This is a genomic window from Nocardia sp. NPDC056100, assembly GCF_042266325.1.
GTDB lineage: Bacteria > Actinomycetota > Actinomycetes > Mycobacteriales > Mycobacteriaceae > Nocardia.
This window is the reverse complement of the sequence record NZ_JBHJVY010000002.1, coordinates 1,034,397-1,049,227: the sequence shown is the minus strand read 5'-3', so window position 1 is coordinate 1,049,227 and position 14,831 is coordinate 1,034,397. Positions and strand designations below refer to the sequence as shown.

The window sequence follows — 14,831 nt, the reverse complement described above, 5'->3', positions numbered from 1 at the left end:
CGCATGAGCTCGGTGCTGTCGCTGGGTGCGATCGCGGTGATCTTCGTGGTCGGCAGCGTGTACCTGACCTTCGGGATCGCGCGGGTCAACCTGTTCCAGAAGTACATCAGCGCCTCGATGGAGGTGAGCGATGCCGCCAATCTGGTGCCGCGGTCACCGATCCTGCTGTCCGGCTTACGGGTTGGCGAGGTCACGGACGTCAAGAACTCGGCCAACGGGGTGCGGGTGAACTTCCGGGTCGAGCGGGAGTACCGGATACCGGTGGCCAGCATCGTGACCATCGAATACCTGTCCGCGCTCGGTGAGCCGTATCTGGAATTCCAGCCGCAGCGGGCGGGAGCGCCGTACCTGGAGGACGGGGCGCAGGTGAACGCCAAGTCGATCAGGATGCCGGTCTCGATTCCGGAGATGGCCAATACCGTCACCCGGTTGCTGGAGCAGTTCGATCCGCAGTCCATCAGCTCGCTGGTGAACACCTTCTCGCAGTCGCTGGCGGGTACCGATGCGGTGCTGCCGGATCTGATCCGAGCCTCGAATCTCCTGTCCGCCACACTGCTCAGCCGCGCGCCGCAGCTGCGGGACATCCTGCAGAACGCGCAGGTGCCGGGGCCCGATGTGGCCAAGGCCGGTTCGGATATGGCGACCGCCGGACCCAAGTGGGGTGAATTCGGGGTCAAGGTGCAGAGCGTCGTGAAATCGCTGGAGACGCTGCTGAACGCGCGCCAGGTGCCCGAGGCGTACACCACCGGCGACGGTCTGCTGGTGTTCCTGCCCAAGCTCACCGAATATCTGCGCATCATCGGTCCCGATCTCGGGGCGGCCTATCCCGCTGTCGCGCCACTGCTTTCGCAGGCGTCGAGCTCGCTGCCGGGAATCGATCTGTCCGCGTTGATCGCACAGGCCCTGCAATCGGTGAAGCCGGATGGCGGCGTCCGGCTGCAAATCCAAGTCAAATAGCTGGGAGAAGAGTATGACCACACTGGAGAAGACGAGCGACGACACCGTGACGGAAACCGAAGCGGTGCAGCAGGATACGCGTGCGGGCAAGCCGTCGGTGACGCTGTCACTGCCGGTGTCCACGCTGATCGCCGGAGCGGTGGCGGTGGTGCTGCTGCTCATCTCGGGCACCGTCGGTGTGCTGCTGTGGCAGTCGCGCGGCGAGCTCGCCGACCGTACGGCCGCCGCGGCCGACGATAGGCACGCCGAGCAGGTCGCCACCGATTACGCGGTCGGCGCGGCCACCATCAACTACAAGGACTTCAACTCCTGGGTGGCCAAGCTCAAGACCAATACCGTTCCCCAGCTTGCCAATACGTTCGACGCGACCGCGCCCAAGTTGCAGGAGCTGATGGTTCCGCTGCAATGGACCTCCACCGCCTCGCCGATCGCGGCCAAGGCCGAATCGGTGTCCGGCAGCAGCTACAAGGTGGACGTATTCGTGAATGTCACCTCCACCAATGCGCAGAACCCGCAGGGTGTGCAGACGACCGTCACCTACAACATCACCGTGGACAAGAACGCGGACTGGAAGATCACCGACGTCGGCGGCACCGCCGCGGCATTGCCGCTCAAGTGAATGCGGGCGGCCCGACCGGGTACGCCGTTCGAAACTTCCCGCCGGAATGGATGACTCATGACTGACACCGGGCGCGGTATCGCGTCACCGACCGCCGCGCTGGCCGATGCGGCCCGATACTGGGCGCCGCTCACCCGGGCGGCCCTGCGAACCGTGCCGATGCGCCGCACCCCGGCGACCGTCGCCGCACTTCGGCACGGGGTCGGGCTGGCGACGCTGCTGGCGCTGTCGGCGGCGCGGCATCCGGATCGGCCCGCCATCATCGATGACGAGGGCGCGATCACGGCGGAGCAGTTGCAGCGCAGAGTGATCCGGCTCGCGGCGGCGCTGCGTGATGACTACGACGTCGGACCGGGGTCGAAGGTCGCGGTGCTGTGCCGCAATCACCGCGGCTTCGTCGAAGGGTTGCTCGCCGGGGCGCGGCTGTCGGCCGATCTGGTGCCGATGAACTACGACTTCTCCGGGCCGCAATTGCGCGGGGTCATCGAGCGCGACGGCATCGACGTGCTGATCTACGATGCGGAATTCCATCAGCGGGTCGAGCACGCCGGGTTCACCGGCGTGCGCGTGATCGCGAAACACGGTGGCCTGCCGCCGGTTTCCACCGTCTCGGGCGCACCGGTGCCCGCCATCGACGAACTGGTGGCCCGCACCCGGCGGGCGGTGGTGCGTCCCGCACGCGGTAGCCAGCTGGTGATTCTGACCTCCGGCTCCACCGGCACTCCCAAGGGCGCGTTGCGGCGCATGGGAATTCGCGAACTACGTGAGAAGGCGTCCTATCTGCACCCGCGCTTGTTGATGCTGGCCGCCGAGGCACCGCGTTTCGCGCGCCTGCGCGCCATCCCGATTCCGGGACGGCCCATGGTGCTCGCGCCGCCCATGCATCACGTCATGGGCATGCTGGGCCTCGTCAGCGGTCTGGCCACCACCTCACCCCTGATCATGACCACCCGTTTCTCGCCCGAATGGGTGCTCGCCAGCATCGAAAAGCACCGCGCCACAGCCGCATTCCTGGTCCCGACCATGATCAAGCGAATCATGGACCTGCCCGTGGAAGTCCGCACCGGCTACGACACCGCGTCTCTGGTTTCGGTCCCCAGCGGTGCCATGCCGCTGCCCCCGCACCTGGGCACCGAATTCATGGACGCCTATGGCGACATCCTGTTCAACGCCTACGCCTCCACCGAAATCGGACCCTGCACCGTGGCTCTCCCCGAAGATCTGCGCGCCGCCCCCGGCACCGTGGGCCGCCCTATCCGCGGTCTGGTCCGGCTCCGTCTCCTGGACGACAACGGCACCCCGGTCCCACCCGATATCACCGGACGCATCTTCAACCGCAACCCATTCCAATTCAGCGGCTACAGCGGCGGTGGCGGCAAGGAAGTCATCGACGGCTTCATGAGCACCGGCGATGTAGGCCATTTCGACTCCGCTGGAAGGCTTTTCATCGACGGCCGCGACGACGAAATGATCGTCTCCGGCGGCGAGAACGTCTACCCCCAAGAGGTAGAGGAAACCCTCCTGACCCACCCCGCCATAGCCGAGGCAGCTGTCTGGGGCGTTCCCGACGCCGATTTCGGCCAACGCCTGGCCGCCTTCATAGTCCGTAAACCCACCGCCGACCTCACCCCCGAAGAAGTCCGCGCCCACGTCAACCAGAACCTGGCGCGTTACAAGGTCCCGCGCGATGTCCACTTCGTCCAGGACCTACCTCGCACCACCACAGGCAAACTCAAACACAAGGCGCTCACCGACCTGGCCGAATCCCTCGGGTCACCCGAGCATTAGACCTCTTCGCGAAACCACCTCTCGGGTCAGGAATTCCTTCAGGTCGCCGAATCGGGTGTATTCGATGTCCTCGATTTCCCATACCGGTGCGGTGGTCCGCCGCTGTTCGGGGCTGCCGACGGTGACGTATTGGATGCCGTCGGGAGTGCCGCCGATGAGAACCAGGTTGTCGAAGGATTCCATTTCGAGATCGCCGGGTTCGATCAAGGATTCGCGGAACATATCGAGCATGGCGCGATGCTCCGGGGAGTTCTTCGAAATGTCGCCGAGCGGGTAGAGATCACCGCCGCCGGAGAATGCGGTCCAGCCGTTGACGTGGGAGAGCCACTGTCGGTATTGATCATCGAACCGAAGACCGAGAGTGGATTCCGCAGCCTGGATATCGTCCGGTGCGGCACCCGGGTTCGGTGCGCTCAACATCCATTCCGACATGCGTCCGGTCCCGGAATTGCGGTCGTACCAGTCCCGCTGCTGTGCCTTCAACATCGAAATCATCGATGGCACCCAGTCACCATGAGCCCCGCCACCAGTCGATGGCAACATTTCAGCGTTACCCATGGGGCAACTCTAGATTCCGCCACCCCAGAATCTCGGTCTGGTGCCGATGTGTCGTCGACTCGGACAATCGAAAGTGACCGACAGCAGCCAACAAGGGGAATGATGATGCTGCGTAGTGCGGGTATTTTCGCCGATCCTCCCATCCCACTCTCAGCCAAGGAAATCGCGCAGGCGCGCGCTGCGGCGAGAAGGGCTGCACGGGAGACCAAATTGCCGTTCTCCAGGGCGCGAAGTAGGTACCGGCGCTACCGGCAGGATGCTGGGCAAACATATCTGGACTGGCCGCGCTGGCGGGACGCGTACCTGACCTCGTTTCATGGCGGTCGCCGTTTCAAGCCGCGCGGCAGGGGCGGTGGCAGTAACGGCAGTTGGGGATCCGGAAGGCCCTGGGGTGGAATGCCCGCAGGCGGCCAGGATTTCTGAGGCTCAGGACTACCCGTCGATTTCTATCGTTCGGTGCGGATCGGGGGCCCTACTTCACCGGATCCACCGGATCATGCGGCTGATTCCTGATGCCGCCGTAGATGCCTCGGCGCACGATGAATGGTTGCAGGCGGGACCAGGCCGGGATGGGGAGAGCTCGGCCGGTTGGGGTGAAGATCTCCAAGGTGTTGCGCTGAGTGCCTACCACCGAACCCCAGCGGCGGCGCGCGGGGATGAAGGGTTTGGCTTCGCCGCCGGTGAGGTCGGCTCGGATGTTGTGTGCCAGTAGGGAATCGGCGCGGCTGCGGGCCGAGGTGCGCAGGGGATCGGTGGCGGCTACGTCGCCGATCGCGTAGACGCCGGGGGCGGTGGGGACGCGGAGGTAGGGGTCGACGTTGACGAAACCGTTCTCGTTCAACAGTTCTCGGGGAAGCCAGGTGGTGTTCGGGACGGTTCGGCCGATGGTCCAGAGCACCGCTGCGGCTTTGGTTTTCGGTTGACCGGTGCTCCATTCGACCGGGTCACCGGTGATGTCGTCGCAGGCGAAGTCGTCGGGGATGATGGCGCGGTGACGGGGGTGCAGTCCGACTCCGAGGCGGTCGAGTCGAGCACTCAATGTGCGCCACACCCGGGGGTGGTGATGGGGGAGTGCTCGGTCGCCTGGGAAATACAGGTCTACCTGTTTGCCCGGCCACGTGGTGGCGACATTGAACGCGGTGCTGACCGCTGCAGCGCCGCCACCCAGGACGATCACCGAATCCGCTGTCGCGAGGCGTGCGTGGTCCGCGGCGATGGTGGCGGCGACCTGGTCACGGGTTTGCAGCTCGGGGCGTCGCCAGAAGCCGTTGGATACTCCGGTCGAGATCACCAGGGCGTCATAGGGTTCCGTGGCGGGGGTTCCGTCGGGGCCGGTGAAATGGACGCGACGAGCTTGAACGTCCAGGCCCGTCAAACTGGCGTGCACGGTGCGCACCGAATCCAGCCGATGGAAGCGATCGAAGGGCACCCAGTAGTCGCGCGCCCATTCGCCGGGACGCGACAGTCGCATGCCCAGCTCCTGGCCGCTGACCAGGCCGGGCTTGGCGGAAATGCCCAGCACGTCAGCGTGTTTGGCGAGATGGATCGCGGTCAGCAGGCCCGTGTCCCCGAGGCCCGCAACGATAATGCGCGGGCGGCTCATGCGATGTGCTCACTTGCTTCGCGATTCACCTTGCGCGGCGGGCGCGGCACGAAACGCGGCACCCGATCGATCACCCGCTGGTATTCCGGTCGCCGTTCCAGGCTGCGCTGCTCCATCATCGGGATGCTCGCGCCCTGGAACATCGCGTACATGCCGACCGCGCCCAGCAGCACCCACCACCACGCGTGCGGTGCCGCGGCCAGGCCGAACAGCCCCAGCGACAGCCAGAAGGCGAACTCCCCGAAGTAATTCGGATGCCGCGACCAACTCCACAGCCCCTGATCCATGGCCTGACCCGGACGGCGATGCGCGACAAAGCGATACATCTGCAGATCGGCGGTGAACTCGAGCACCACCGCACCGATGCCGACCACGGCGGCGACGATATCGAGCCACCCGATACCGCGATCGGTATGGGTCAGCACCGCGTACACCGGCAGCATCCCGGCGAAGACCTGCAATGTCGGAAAGAGATGAATCCCCACCAGATCGGCGAGCGCCTCGGCCTTACCCGCACGCGCCCGAATCATCGGATAGCGCCAATCCTCATGATGCAAACCGGGAAACGCGTACACCCAGTTCCCGGTCAGCCGGACCGCCCAGAACACGATCACCCCCAGCACCAGCCAGGCCCGCGCCCCACCAGAATCGAGCTTCACCCACCACGCGATCATCAACAGCGGCGGCAGCACACTCCAGTACGCGTCATAGAAGCTGGAGTTCTTGTGCACCCGACTGGCCGCGAACACCACCAAGGTCGCGATCACATCGGCGATCAACCCATCCAGCAGCAAACTCGCCGTCTCAGGCCCCCACGCCAGCCACGCACCACCCGCCCCGAAGGCGAGCACATACGCGACCCCGACGCGCACAATCGACCCGGTCTTGTTCATGCCCCGACCGTACCTAGAACGAGTTCTAGTTAACAGCGTTCTGAGGCAACTGATCGCGTGCCGCGGCAAGAGCAGTCGTCGTCTTGCCGGTCAGTGGGTGGACACGAACGCGGCGAGGATGAGGGTGGCGGCCGCGAGCGCGAAGCAGCCGTGGGTGATGACTATTCGCAGCGGAAGGTTGCGGGCTGGGGGGAGACGGTGAGCGGCGCCGGGGGCGGTGCCGAAGGGTTCGCCGGTGCGGTAGGTGGGGTACCAGCGCAGCAGCATCGTGAAGCCGAGGAGCGCGGTCGGGATGAGGAACGCGACGGCGAGGGCGGCGATGGGGCGGGTGCCGGTGAGGACGAAGAGCAGCCAGGTGATGACCGTGGCCAGGGCCAGCGCGATGTGGCCGAAGACCAGGGTTGGAGGGAGGCGGCGGTGGCGGCCGTGACGGGTACGGGCGCGGCGGACTTCGCTGCGGGTGAGCCAGGCGCCGAGAATGATCAGGCCGGATGCGGCGGTGGCGAGCAGGGTTGCCAAAGCAATGTACTGCAACACCGCGCCTCCAGGCCAAATGTCGTGTCCGAGTGAATGATAACGCCGACACGGGTGCCCCGGGCGACGTTTCGGCAACCTCGACGGGCGCGATATTGAGCCAAACCACTATCTGTCCGGCACATTCCCGAGATAAAGCGCAGCTATCCAGGAGTCAGTAGTAGTTTTCACTCAATTCGAGTGCAGTCTCCGGGGAAGTGCTGATGCGCACTCGATTTCGTTGCCTTGTCGCGATCTGGCTGGTCATGGTCGCTGTTTTGTTCCTGGTGCCCGGGACGGCCGGTACCGCGCCGGAGCGGCTCACGAGTGTGCTCGGCGATGAATTCCTGTGGGGTGTGGCCGCTTCCGGGTTTCAATCCGAAGGTCAGTCACCCGATAGCAATTGGACCCGCTACATCCAGGCCAATCCGGGGTGGGATCGGCTCGGCGATTCGGTCGATTTCCGGTCTCGGTATCGGTCCGACATCGCGCTGGCGAAGCAGATGGGCGTCAAGGTCTTTCGGGTCGGAGTGGAGTGGGCTCGGCTGGAACCGCAAGCGGGAGTGTGGGATTCGGCGGCTTTCGGGTTCTACGACGGATTGATCGATGCCATTGTCGCGGCCGGGATGCGGCCGATGCTGACGCTGGATCACTGGGTGTATCCGGGGTGGGAGGCCGATCGGGGCGGGTGGCGCAACCCGGGCATGGTGGCGGATTGGCTCACCAATATGCGCAAGGTGGTGGACCGGTACGCGGTGCGCAACCCGGTGTGGGTGACGATCAATGAGCCGGTCGCCTACATCATGCACGAGGTGACTCAGAACGGGACCGACGCCGATCAGATGCTGGGCCGGGTGGCGCAGGCGCACAACGGCATCTACGACTACATCCATCAGGTGCAGCCGAATGCGCTGGTAACCAGCAACGTCGGCTATGTCGCCGGGGCGGAATCGCAGGTCAACGGGCCGTTGATGGCGTTGATCGGGGACAAGCTCGATTTCATCGGGGTCGACTACTACTTCGGTTATGCCGCACCCGAACTCGCCGCGCAAACGCAAGGCGCTGCGGCGGCACCCGCAGGCATGTGGGATCTGCCGATCAGCCCGGAGGGAATCTACTTTGCGCTGCAACACTATTCGCGACAGTTCCCCGAAAAACCGTTGTGGATAGTGGAGAACGGGATGCCCACCTACGACGGACATCCCCGTGGGGACGGCTACACCCGCTCGGATCATCTGCGGGACACCGTCTACTGGCTCCAGCGCGCCAAGGCCGACGGCATGAATGTCATCGGCTACAACTACTGGAGTCTGACCGACAACTTCGAATGGGGTTCGTACGCACCGCGATTCGGCCTCTACACGGTCAACGTGCGCACCGATCCGGCCCTGACGCGCATCCCCACCGACGCGGTCGCCACCTATCGCGACATCATCGCCCACGATGGCGTGGCTGCGGACTACCTGCCGGTTCGCCCGGTCGCGGACTGTCAGCTGGTGGATCCGCCCGCAAGCTGCGCTACCCCGGTCACTGCACGCTGAAGCCTGAGCTGAGCGACGAGGCTTGACGCATACCGATATGGGAATATGATGGTCGCATGGCACGAGCAGCGACGACATCGGACGTCTTCAACGCGATCGCCGAGCCGCAGCGACGGGAGATCCTGGAACTGCTGCGCGGTGGTGAGCGCCCGGTGACCGAGCTGGCCCAGGAGCTGGGTCTGACCCAGCCCGGGGCCTCCAAGCACCTACGGGTACTCCGGGAGGTCGGCCTCGTCAGGGACCGCAAGGTGGGCAAACAACGCCTGTACGGCCTCGACGCCACCGGCCTGCGACCGATTCACGAATGGGCGGGTGGTTTCGAGCGGTTCTGGAACGCGAGCTTCGACCGGCTGGACGCATACGTGCAAACCCTCGCGCAGGCGCCATCCACAACGGCAAACGAAGGGACAACCGAATGGGTTCGGGATCAATGACAACGGCCGACCGCGAGATCGTGATCTCCCGCAGCATCAGCGCCCCGAGGGAGTTGGTGTTCGAGGCGTTCACCGACATCCGCCACCTCTCGCAGTGGTGGGGACCGGAAGGCTTCATCACCACCACGCGCGCATTCGACTTTCGCGTCGGCGGCACATGGGATTTCGTGATGCGCGGCCCGGACGGAACCGATTACCAGGAGTGGATCTCCTGGACCGAGATCACCGCCCCGGAGCGAATCACGCTGCGGCACGGTGAATTCCAGGACGATCCGAACGCCTTCGAATCCATCCTGACCTTCGCCCCCGAGGGCACCTCAACCCGGCTGGAAATGCGCACGATATTCCCCACCAAGGAACTGCGCGACGAAGCGGCCGAGAAGTACCACGCCGTCGAAGGCGGCCGCCAAACCCTGGCCAAGCTCGACGCCTACATCACCGAAATCGTTTCGAAGGGAGCGCAGAACTGATGGCCGGAAAGGTTTTCTTCAGCGTATCGATGTCACTGGACGGATTCATCGCCCCCGAATCCGCCGAGGAGCTGATGGGTAAGCAGTGGATGGAGCTGCAGCAGTGGGTCTTCCCGCTGCGCTTCTTCCGCGAAAACGGCGGGCTCGGCCAGGGCGGCGAGGAAGGCCACGAAAACGACATCGCCCGTGCGACATTCGAACGCACCGGAGCCAGTGTCATGGGCAAGCGCATGTTCGACGCCGGCGAAAAAGCCTGGCCCGAGGACGCCCCCTTCCATACCCCGGTCTTCGTGGTCACCCACGAACGGCGCGAGCCCTGGAAACGCCTGGGCGGCACCACCTTCCACTTCATCAACGACGGCATCGAGACCGCCCTCGACCAAGCCCGCGCCGCCGCCGGAGACCGAGACGTCCGCATCGCGGGCGGCGGCACCGCCATCCTGGAGTACCTCAACGCCGGCCTGATCGACGAGTTCTCCATCGCCCTGTCACCGGTCCTGTTCGGCACCGGCATCCGCCTCTTCGAGGGTATCGACGCGAGTCGCATTGCCCTGGAACAGATCAACGCCGAGCCCGGCAAACGCGCCACCCACCTGACCTACGCCGTCCGAGCCCGGTAACCGTCCCGGGCGTTGTCGGCGGCGATCTCCAGGAAGTGACGGGCCGGTGGGGTGAAGCGGTGGTGGGGGCGCCAGCAGGCGTGCAGGTTGCGTTCGAGGGTGAGGGTGGGGATCGGGACTTCGATGAGGGTGCGGTCGGCTAGTTCGTCGCGGACGGTCAGTTCGCTCAGGACGGCGGGGCCTAGGCCGCTGGCCGCGGCGTTCTTGATGGCGGTGGCGGAGGTGAGTTCCATTGCGGGGACCACGGTCAGCGGTTCGGGGAGGGTTGCGAGGCGGTCGTGCAGGACCGAGCGGGTGGCCGAGCCGGTCTCGCGCAGGATCAGCGGTGCAGTGGCCAGGTCGGTGGCGGTGATTTCACGGCGGGTGGCCCAGGGGTGATCGGGGGCGACGACTACGACGAGTCGATCGCGCACCACCGGGCGGTGCTCGAGTTCGGCGGGAATGTGTCCGGCTTCGGCGAAACCCAGTTCCGCACCGCCGCGGCGGATCAGGGCGACGGTATCGGCGCTGTTGTGGCAGAGCAGGCTGATGTTGGTGCCCGGCAGGCGATTTCGGAGTTCCGCGAACCAGGTGGGCAGGAAGAATTCGGCGATGGTGGTGCTCGCCGCCAGCCTCAGATGGGCCGGGGACGTTCCGGTCAAGGTGTGCAGTGCCTGGTCGAGTCCGGCGGTCGCTTCCAGCGCCGGACGCGCCCAGCGCAGCACCAGCTGTCCGGTTTCGGTCAGGGTGGCCCCGCGCGGATGACGGTCCAGCAGCAGTAGTCCCAAGCGCTGTTCGAGTCCGCGGATGCGGGTGCTGACCGCGGGCTGGGACAGGCCGTGGTGCCGGGCGCAGGCGCCGATGCTGCCGGTGGCGGCGATCGTGGCGAGCAGCTCGTACGGTCCCAGATCGGTGACTCTCGGCGACAGACCCATAGGGCAACCTTATGGGGCACCGAGGAAACACGCTCTACCGGCGGTGTATTCACCCCCGCGACACTGATCACGCCAGTCGGCACAGCATCCAGAACAGGGAGTGATCTGCAGTGACGCGAATTCAGTCGGTGGTCGGATATGAAATCCTCGACAGCCGAGGCAATCCGACCGTGGAAGTCACCGTGCGCCTCGAGGACGATTCGATCGGCCGGGCCGGCGTGCCGTCGGGGGCCTCGACCGGTACTCGCGAGGCGGTCGAATTGCGCGATGGGGATCGGTCGCGTTTTCACGGTCGCGGCGTCCTTACCGCGGTGTCGCATGTCAACGCCGATATCGCGTCGATCGTGGTCGGGATGGATGCCGAGGATCAGGCGGCGATCGACCACGCGATGATCAGCTTGGACGGGACCGCGGACAAGTCCAAGCTCGGAGCCAATGCCATGCTGGGGGTTTCGCTGGCCGTGGCCAAGGCCGCCGCCGCGGCACACCGAATTCCGTTGTACCGCTACCTCGGCGGGGCTGCGGCTCGGCTACTGCCGCTGCCGATGTTCAACGTCATCAATGGGGGAGCCCACGCGGACAATCCGCTCGACTTCCAGGAATTCATGATCGCCCCCGTCGGCGCAGACACCTTCGGTGAGGCGGTGCGGATCGGGGCGGAGGTATTCCACACTCTCCGTGCCGATTTGGCCGCGGCGGGCGAGAACACCAATGTCGGCGACGAGGGCGGGTTCGCACCCAATCTGCGCACGGCGGAGCAGGCGCTGGATTACATCGTGGCGGCGGTCGAGGCGACCGGGTACCGGCTCGGTACGGACGTCGTGCTGCTGCTCGACCCCGCGGCCTCGGAGTTCTTCATCGACGGCGCGTATCACTATCGCGGGGAAGGCATCGTCAGGACGATCGACGAACACATCGGCTATCTGTCGAAACTGCTCGACGGCTATCCGATCGTTTCCATGGAAGACCCTCTCGCACAAGACGATCGGCACGGCTGGACCGCACTCACCGCCGCCGTCGGCGATCGCTGCCAGCTCGTTGGTGACGACGTGTTCTGCACCAACCCGGAGTTGCTTCGCGATGGTATCCGAACCGGCATGGCGAACTCGATTCTGATGAAGATCAATCAGATCGGCACCCTCACCGAAACCTTCGACACCGCCGCTATCGCTCAGCAGGCCGGAAACTCATCGATCATCTCGCATCGTTCGGGCGAGACCGAGGACACCAGCATCGCCGATCTCGCCGTCGCCCTCGGATGCGGACAGATCAAAACCGGTTCACTCTCGCGCTCGGACCGCACCGCGAAGTACAACCAACTCCTGCGCATCGAAGCCGAACTCGGCCCTCAGGCCCGCTACGCGGGAGCCCTCACGCTTGCGGGCGCGCGGACCCCGAGCTCGAGGTGAGGCGACTCGCGAGAAAAGCGACGTAGGCCAGAAACCCGATGGTCCCCAAGGGGCGGGTGCGGCGGAAGGTGATGGCCAGGCCGACAAGCAGTTCGGTGAAACCGTTGCGGTAGGTCCAGCTGCGAGTCGAGTGCGGGAAGGCTTTGCCGGTGAGGGGATCGAAGATCTGCGGAGCGGTGAAATGCGCCGCCCCCGTCCCAGCCAATCCGAGGCCGAAGAGCCGGGCGCGGGTGCTGTCGGGGGTGCGCGCGGTGATGACGACCGGGTTCTTGGGAGTCTTACCCGCGATCAGTGCTTGCTCAGCCTGACGTTGTCTTCTGCTACTGGTCATGATTCGCTCCCGGGTTCGCTGGATCACGCCCGGTCCGGGTCGGGCGACTCCGCGAGCGATCTTGTCTCAGACAGTTTGCCATATGGTGTGCGGGTTCCGGTTTCCAATGTGTCAGCCAGGGCACGCCAGCGGTCGGCGCAGTCTCGGGCCAGACTCGCCAGCATGGCCATGCGATGTGGAGGCAGTTCGCCGAGGATGCGTTCCCAGTGCGGATCCTGGAAGTTGGGCAGATCCAGTCGGCGCAGCAGACGGCGGCCGGACTCGGTGTCACGCAGGGTGGAGTTGCGACGCAACTCGCGCAGCATGGGCGAGTGGCTCATGGCGGCCGGGGGCGATCCGGCGGATTCGTTCGCACGGGCCGCGCGCAGGGCGCGACGACGGTAGCGGGCAATCCGCGCCGGCTTCGAATCACCGTTGAGCAGCAGGGAGATTCGCAGATCGTCGATGGCCGCCTCGGGCATGTTCGATATCTTCGCCAGCTCCGGAGTCGACGTTGCCGGAAGCAGGGTGAGGAGTTCGGTGACGACCGCGCGTTCGGTGCGGGCATCGAGTGGACCGGTGGGGACCGGTACGAGTGCGCCCGGGCGCGCACCCTTCGGTCTCCTGCGGTGGAAACCACCCGTATCGGAATCGCTCATGAGCCCACCTCGTCATTCTGTGAATGTTGGAGCACATATTTACATAGTGATGCTGTTCAAAGATGCGGTATAGATAGAATCAGTATTAACTTAACTGGGAATCGGACTGGAGACGGCCATGGCGTACCACCGGCGATCGGAACAGCCCACGAACAAGACATCGCATGTCGTGGTGGTGGGCGGGGGACTGGCCGGGCTCGCGACATCGGTGTGGCTTGCCGAGCGTGGATATCGAATTACATTGGTGGAGAAGCGAGGTCGGCTCGGCGGCCGCACGATGTCGTTCGAGGTCGCCGGAGTGCGGGGGCTGGTCGACAACGGACCGCATCTGTTCGCGGGCTGCTACGACGCGCTCTTGCGATACACCGGCACGATCGCGACCCGGGATCGATTGCTCTGGGACGCACCGCCTTTCGCGGTCCGGACGGGGCCCGATCGGCTGCTGACCATGCGATCGCCGAAATGGCTGCCACGCCGGACGCATCGCGTGCTGGGATTGGCGTGGCTGGCCTGGCCGCCGATTCCGCTGCGCGATCGCCCTGCCGCCCTGCGAACCTGGCTGGCATTGGCCGCGGCCGCACGCAAGCCGCGACCGGAGTTGGATTCGGTCACGGTGGATCGCTGGTTCCATAGCATCGGCGCACCGCGCTCGCTGCGTGCACTCGTGCTGGATCAGTTCGTGATCGGCCTGCTGAACGAGAAGCCGGAACGGGTGTCGGCGTACACCTTCGCACAGGCGCTGCATTTCCTGACCGGGCGCGCCTTGGCGGGGAATCCCCGGGCCGGGGACGCGGTGTGGCCGCGGGTAAGCCTGCATGAGCTCTTCGTCGCTCCGGCCAAACAGTTCCTGCGCGACCGACATGCCGAAATCCTGACCGGCATAGGCGTTTCCGATGTTGTGCTGGAAAGCGACTGCGCCACCGGCATACAACTCTCCGACGGCCGCACCATCGCCGCCGACGCCGTCGTCCTCGCGGTCCCGCCCTGGTCGCTGACCACCCTGATCGATCACGGAAACCTCGGCCGCTTCGACGAATTCGCCCCGGCCCGCAAGATCGAAGCCGCCCCGATCTCCAGCGTGTACGTCTGGCTGGACCGCCCGCTGCGCATGCGGCGGCTCGCGGAAAACCTGCGCGACACCACGATCGAGTGGGTATTCGACACCGGCGGCATGCACGACGACACCGCCGACGGCCACTGCTACGCCCTCGCGGTCAGCGCCTCCTACGATGTCCTGCACCTCAAGAACGCCGAATTCACTTCCCGCGCACTGCAATCGCTGCACCAGCACTACCCCGATTCCATCGACGCACAGGTGTTGCGCACCCACGTCATCCACCAGCCCCGAGCCACCTTCTCCGCCCAACCCGGTTTCGAAGACCTGCGCCTACCCCAACGCACCTCGATCCCCGGCCTGTTTCTGGCCGGGGACTGGACCCGCACCGAACTCCCCTCGACCATGGAGGCCGCCGCCGAAAGCGCCGCGCGCGCAGTGGAAGTCGTGATCGCTCACCTCGGTGGCTCCTCGACACGACCCTGACAC

General features: G+C 65.4%; 16 protein-coding genes. 9 read left to right on the top strand and 7 right to left on the bottom strand.

The genetic code is table 11. The features are described from left to right. The first annotated feature begins 3 nt into the window (after positions 1–3). The 3 genes from ACFC0O_RS16845 to ACFC0O_RS16835 are packed head-to-tail and all read left to right on the top strand — an operon-like array spanning position 4 to position 3,364. Entirely contained in the window at positions 4–957 is a 954-nt protein-coding gene (locus ACFC0O_RS16845; RefSeq protein WP_375958680.1) for an MlaD family protein, read from the top strand. Between the two features lie 13 nt (positions 958–970). After that, on the top strand, positions 971–1,576 hold the full coding sequence (locus ACFC0O_RS16840) for a hypothetical protein (RefSeq protein WP_375958678.1): 606 nt from the start codon (positions 971–973) through the stop codon (positions 1,574–1,576). A gap of 57 nt (positions 1,577–1,633) precedes the next feature. After that, on the top strand, positions 1,634–3,364 hold the full coding sequence (locus tag ACFC0O_RS16835) for an AMP-binding protein (RefSeq protein WP_375958676.1): 1,731 nt from the start codon (positions 1,634–1,636) through the stop codon (positions 3,362–3,364). Here the strand turns inward: ACFC0O_RS16835 and ACFC0O_RS16830 are convergent. The 4 genes from ACFC0O_RS16830 to ACFC0O_RS16815 form a co-directional block, all read right to left on the bottom strand. Next, positions 3,350–3,859: an SMI1/KNR4 family protein gene (locus ACFC0O_RS16830; RefSeq protein WP_375958674.1), complete on the bottom strand. Its 510-nt coding sequence runs from the start codon at positions 3,857–3,859 to the stop codon at positions 3,350–3,352. The genes ACFC0O_RS16835 and ACFC0O_RS16830 overlap by 15 nt on opposite strands. A 535-nt stretch (positions 3,860–4,394) precedes the next feature. Further along, positions 4,395–5,525, bottom strand: coding sequence for an FAD-dependent oxidoreductase (locus ACFC0O_RS16825; protein ID WP_375958672.1), 1,131 nt, complete (start codon positions 5,523–5,525; stop codon positions 4,395–4,397). After that, on the bottom strand, positions 5,522–6,418 hold the full coding sequence (locus ACFC0O_RS16820) for a DUF1295 domain-containing protein (RefSeq protein WP_375958670.1): 897 nt from the start codon (positions 6,416–6,418) through the stop codon (positions 5,522–5,524). The genes ACFC0O_RS16825 and ACFC0O_RS16820 overlap by 4 nt, the downstream gene beginning before the upstream one ends. A gap of 90 nt (positions 6,419–6,508) precedes the next feature. Then, positions 6,509–6,955, bottom strand: a complete 447-nt coding sequence (locus tag ACFC0O_RS16815) for a hypothetical protein (RefSeq protein ID WP_375958668.1) — start codon at positions 6,953–6,955, stop codon at positions 6,509–6,511. Positions 6,956–7,155: 200 nt separating this feature from the next. On the opposite strand from ACFC0O_RS16815, the gene ACFC0O_RS16810 reads away from it, so the two are divergent. From ACFC0O_RS16810 to ACFC0O_RS16795, 4 genes are read left to right on the top strand one after another with little or no spacing between them, the layout of a single operon-like run. Continuing rightward, entirely contained in the window at positions 7,156–8,472 is a 1,317-nt protein-coding gene (locus tag ACFC0O_RS16810; protein ID WP_375958666.1) for a family 1 glycosylhydrolase, read from the top strand. 56 nt (positions 8,473–8,528) lie between these two features. Then, entirely contained in the window at positions 8,529–8,906 is a 378-nt protein-coding gene (locus ACFC0O_RS16805; protein ID WP_364648882.1) for a metalloregulator ArsR/SmtB family transcription factor, read from the top strand. Then, entirely contained in the window at positions 8,903–9,376 is a 474-nt protein-coding gene (locus ACFC0O_RS16800; RefSeq protein ID WP_375958664.1) for an SRPBCC family protein, read from the top strand. The genes ACFC0O_RS16805 and ACFC0O_RS16800 overlap by 4 nt, the downstream gene beginning before the upstream one ends. Next, complete coding sequence (locus ACFC0O_RS16795) at positions 9,376–9,996, top strand: dihydrofolate reductase family protein (RefSeq protein ID WP_375958662.1); 621 nt, start codon at positions 9,376–9,378, stop codon at positions 9,994–9,996. Before ACFC0O_RS16800 ends, ACFC0O_RS16795 begins: the two co-directional genes overlap by 1 nt. Here the strand turns inward: ACFC0O_RS16795 and ACFC0O_RS16790 are convergent. Next, the gene (locus ACFC0O_RS16790; RefSeq protein WP_375958660.1) at positions 9,975–10,910 is read right to left on the bottom strand and encodes a LysR family transcriptional regulator; all 936 of its coding nucleotides are present in this window, start codon (positions 10,908–10,910) and stop codon (positions 9,975–9,977) included. The two genes, ACFC0O_RS16795 and ACFC0O_RS16790, sit on opposite strands and share 22 nt — an antisense overlap. Positions 10,911–11,020: 110 nt before the next feature. On the opposite strand from ACFC0O_RS16790, the gene eno reads away from it, so the two are divergent. After that, complete coding sequence (gene eno, locus ACFC0O_RS16785; protein ID WP_375958658.1) at positions 11,021–12,319, top strand: phosphopyruvate hydratase; 1,299 nt, start codon at positions 11,021–11,023, stop codon at positions 12,317–12,319. Here eno and ACFC0O_RS16780 read toward each other — a convergent pair. Together ACFC0O_RS16780 and ACFC0O_RS16775 are read right to left on the bottom strand one after the other, a co-directional pair. Further along, positions 12,282–12,650, bottom strand: coding sequence for a hypothetical protein (locus tag ACFC0O_RS16780; RefSeq protein WP_375958656.1), 369 nt, complete (start codon positions 12,648–12,650; stop codon positions 12,282–12,284). The genes eno and ACFC0O_RS16780 overlap by 38 nt on opposite strands. Before the next feature lie 23 nt (positions 12,651–12,673). Continuing rightward, positions 12,674–13,288, bottom strand: a complete 615-nt coding sequence (locus ACFC0O_RS16775) for a hypothetical protein (RefSeq protein WP_375958654.1) — start codon at positions 13,286–13,288, stop codon at positions 12,674–12,676. 118 nt (positions 13,289–13,406) lie between these two features. Between ACFC0O_RS16775 and hpnE the strand changes: the two genes are divergently transcribed. Then, on the top strand, positions 13,407–14,828 hold the full coding sequence (gene hpnE, locus ACFC0O_RS16770; protein ID WP_375958652.1) for a hydroxysqualene dehydroxylase HpnE: 1,422 nt from the start codon (positions 13,407–13,409) through the stop codon (positions 14,826–14,828). The last annotated feature ends 3 nt before the right edge of the window (positions 14,829–14,831 follow it).

What these genes read in the sequence shown, in the direction of transcription:
- ACFC0O_RS16835 (WP_375958676.1), top strand. Translation starts at nt 1,634, where the DNA reads ATGACTGACACCGGGCGCGGTATCGCGTCACCGACCGCCGCGCTGGCC.
- ACFC0O_RS16830 (WP_375958674.1), bottom strand. Translation starts at nt 3,859, where the DNA reads ATGATTTCGATGTTGAAGGCACAGCAGCGGGACTGGTACGACCGCAAT.
- ACFC0O_RS16820 (WP_375958670.1), bottom strand. Translation starts at nt 6,418, where the DNA reads ATGAACAAGACCGGGTCGATTGTGCGCGTCGGGGTCGCGTATGTGCTC.
- ACFC0O_RS16825 (WP_375958672.1), bottom strand. Translation starts at nt 5,525, where the DNA reads ATGAGCCGCCCGCGCATTATCGTTGCGGGCCTCGGGGACACGGGCCTG.
- ACFC0O_RS16780 (WP_375958656.1), bottom strand. Translation starts at nt 12,650, where the DNA reads ATGACCAGTAGCAGAAGACAACGTCAGGCTGAGCAAGCACTGATCGCG.
- ACFC0O_RS16805 (WP_364648882.1), top strand. Translation starts at nt 8,529, where the DNA reads ATGGCACGAGCAGCGACGACATCGGACGTCTTCAACGCGATCGCCGAG.
- ACFC0O_RS16840 (WP_375958678.1), top strand. Translation starts at nt 971, where the DNA reads ATGACCACACTGGAGAAGACGAGCGACGACACCGTGACGGAAACCGAA.
- ACFC0O_RS16800 (WP_375958664.1), top strand. Translation starts at nt 8,903, where the DNA reads ATGACAACGGCCGACCGCGAGATCGTGATCTCCCGCAGCATCAGCGCC.
- ACFC0O_RS16775 (WP_375958654.1), bottom strand. Translation starts at nt 13,288, where the DNA reads ATGAGCGATTCCGATACGGGTGGTTTCCACCGCAGGAGACCGAAGGGT.
- ACFC0O_RS16810 (WP_375958666.1), top strand. Translation starts at nt 7,156, where the DNA reads ATGCGCACTCGATTTCGTTGCCTTGTCGCGATCTGGCTGGTCATGGTC.
- hpnE (WP_375958652.1), top strand. Translation starts at nt 13,407, where the DNA reads ATGGCGTACCACCGGCGATCGGAACAGCCCACGAACAAGACATCGCAT.
- ACFC0O_RS16845 (WP_375958680.1), top strand. Translation starts at nt 4, where the DNA reads ATGAGCTCGGTGCTGTCGCTGGGTGCGATCGCGGTGATCTTCGTGGTC.
- ACFC0O_RS16795 (WP_375958662.1), top strand. Translation starts at nt 9,376, where the DNA reads ATGGCCGGAAAGGTTTTCTTCAGCGTATCGATGTCACTGGACGGATTC.
- ACFC0O_RS16790 (WP_375958660.1), bottom strand. Translation starts at nt 10,910, where the DNA reads ATGGGTCTGTCGCCGAGAGTCACCGATCTGGGACCGTACGAGCTGCTC.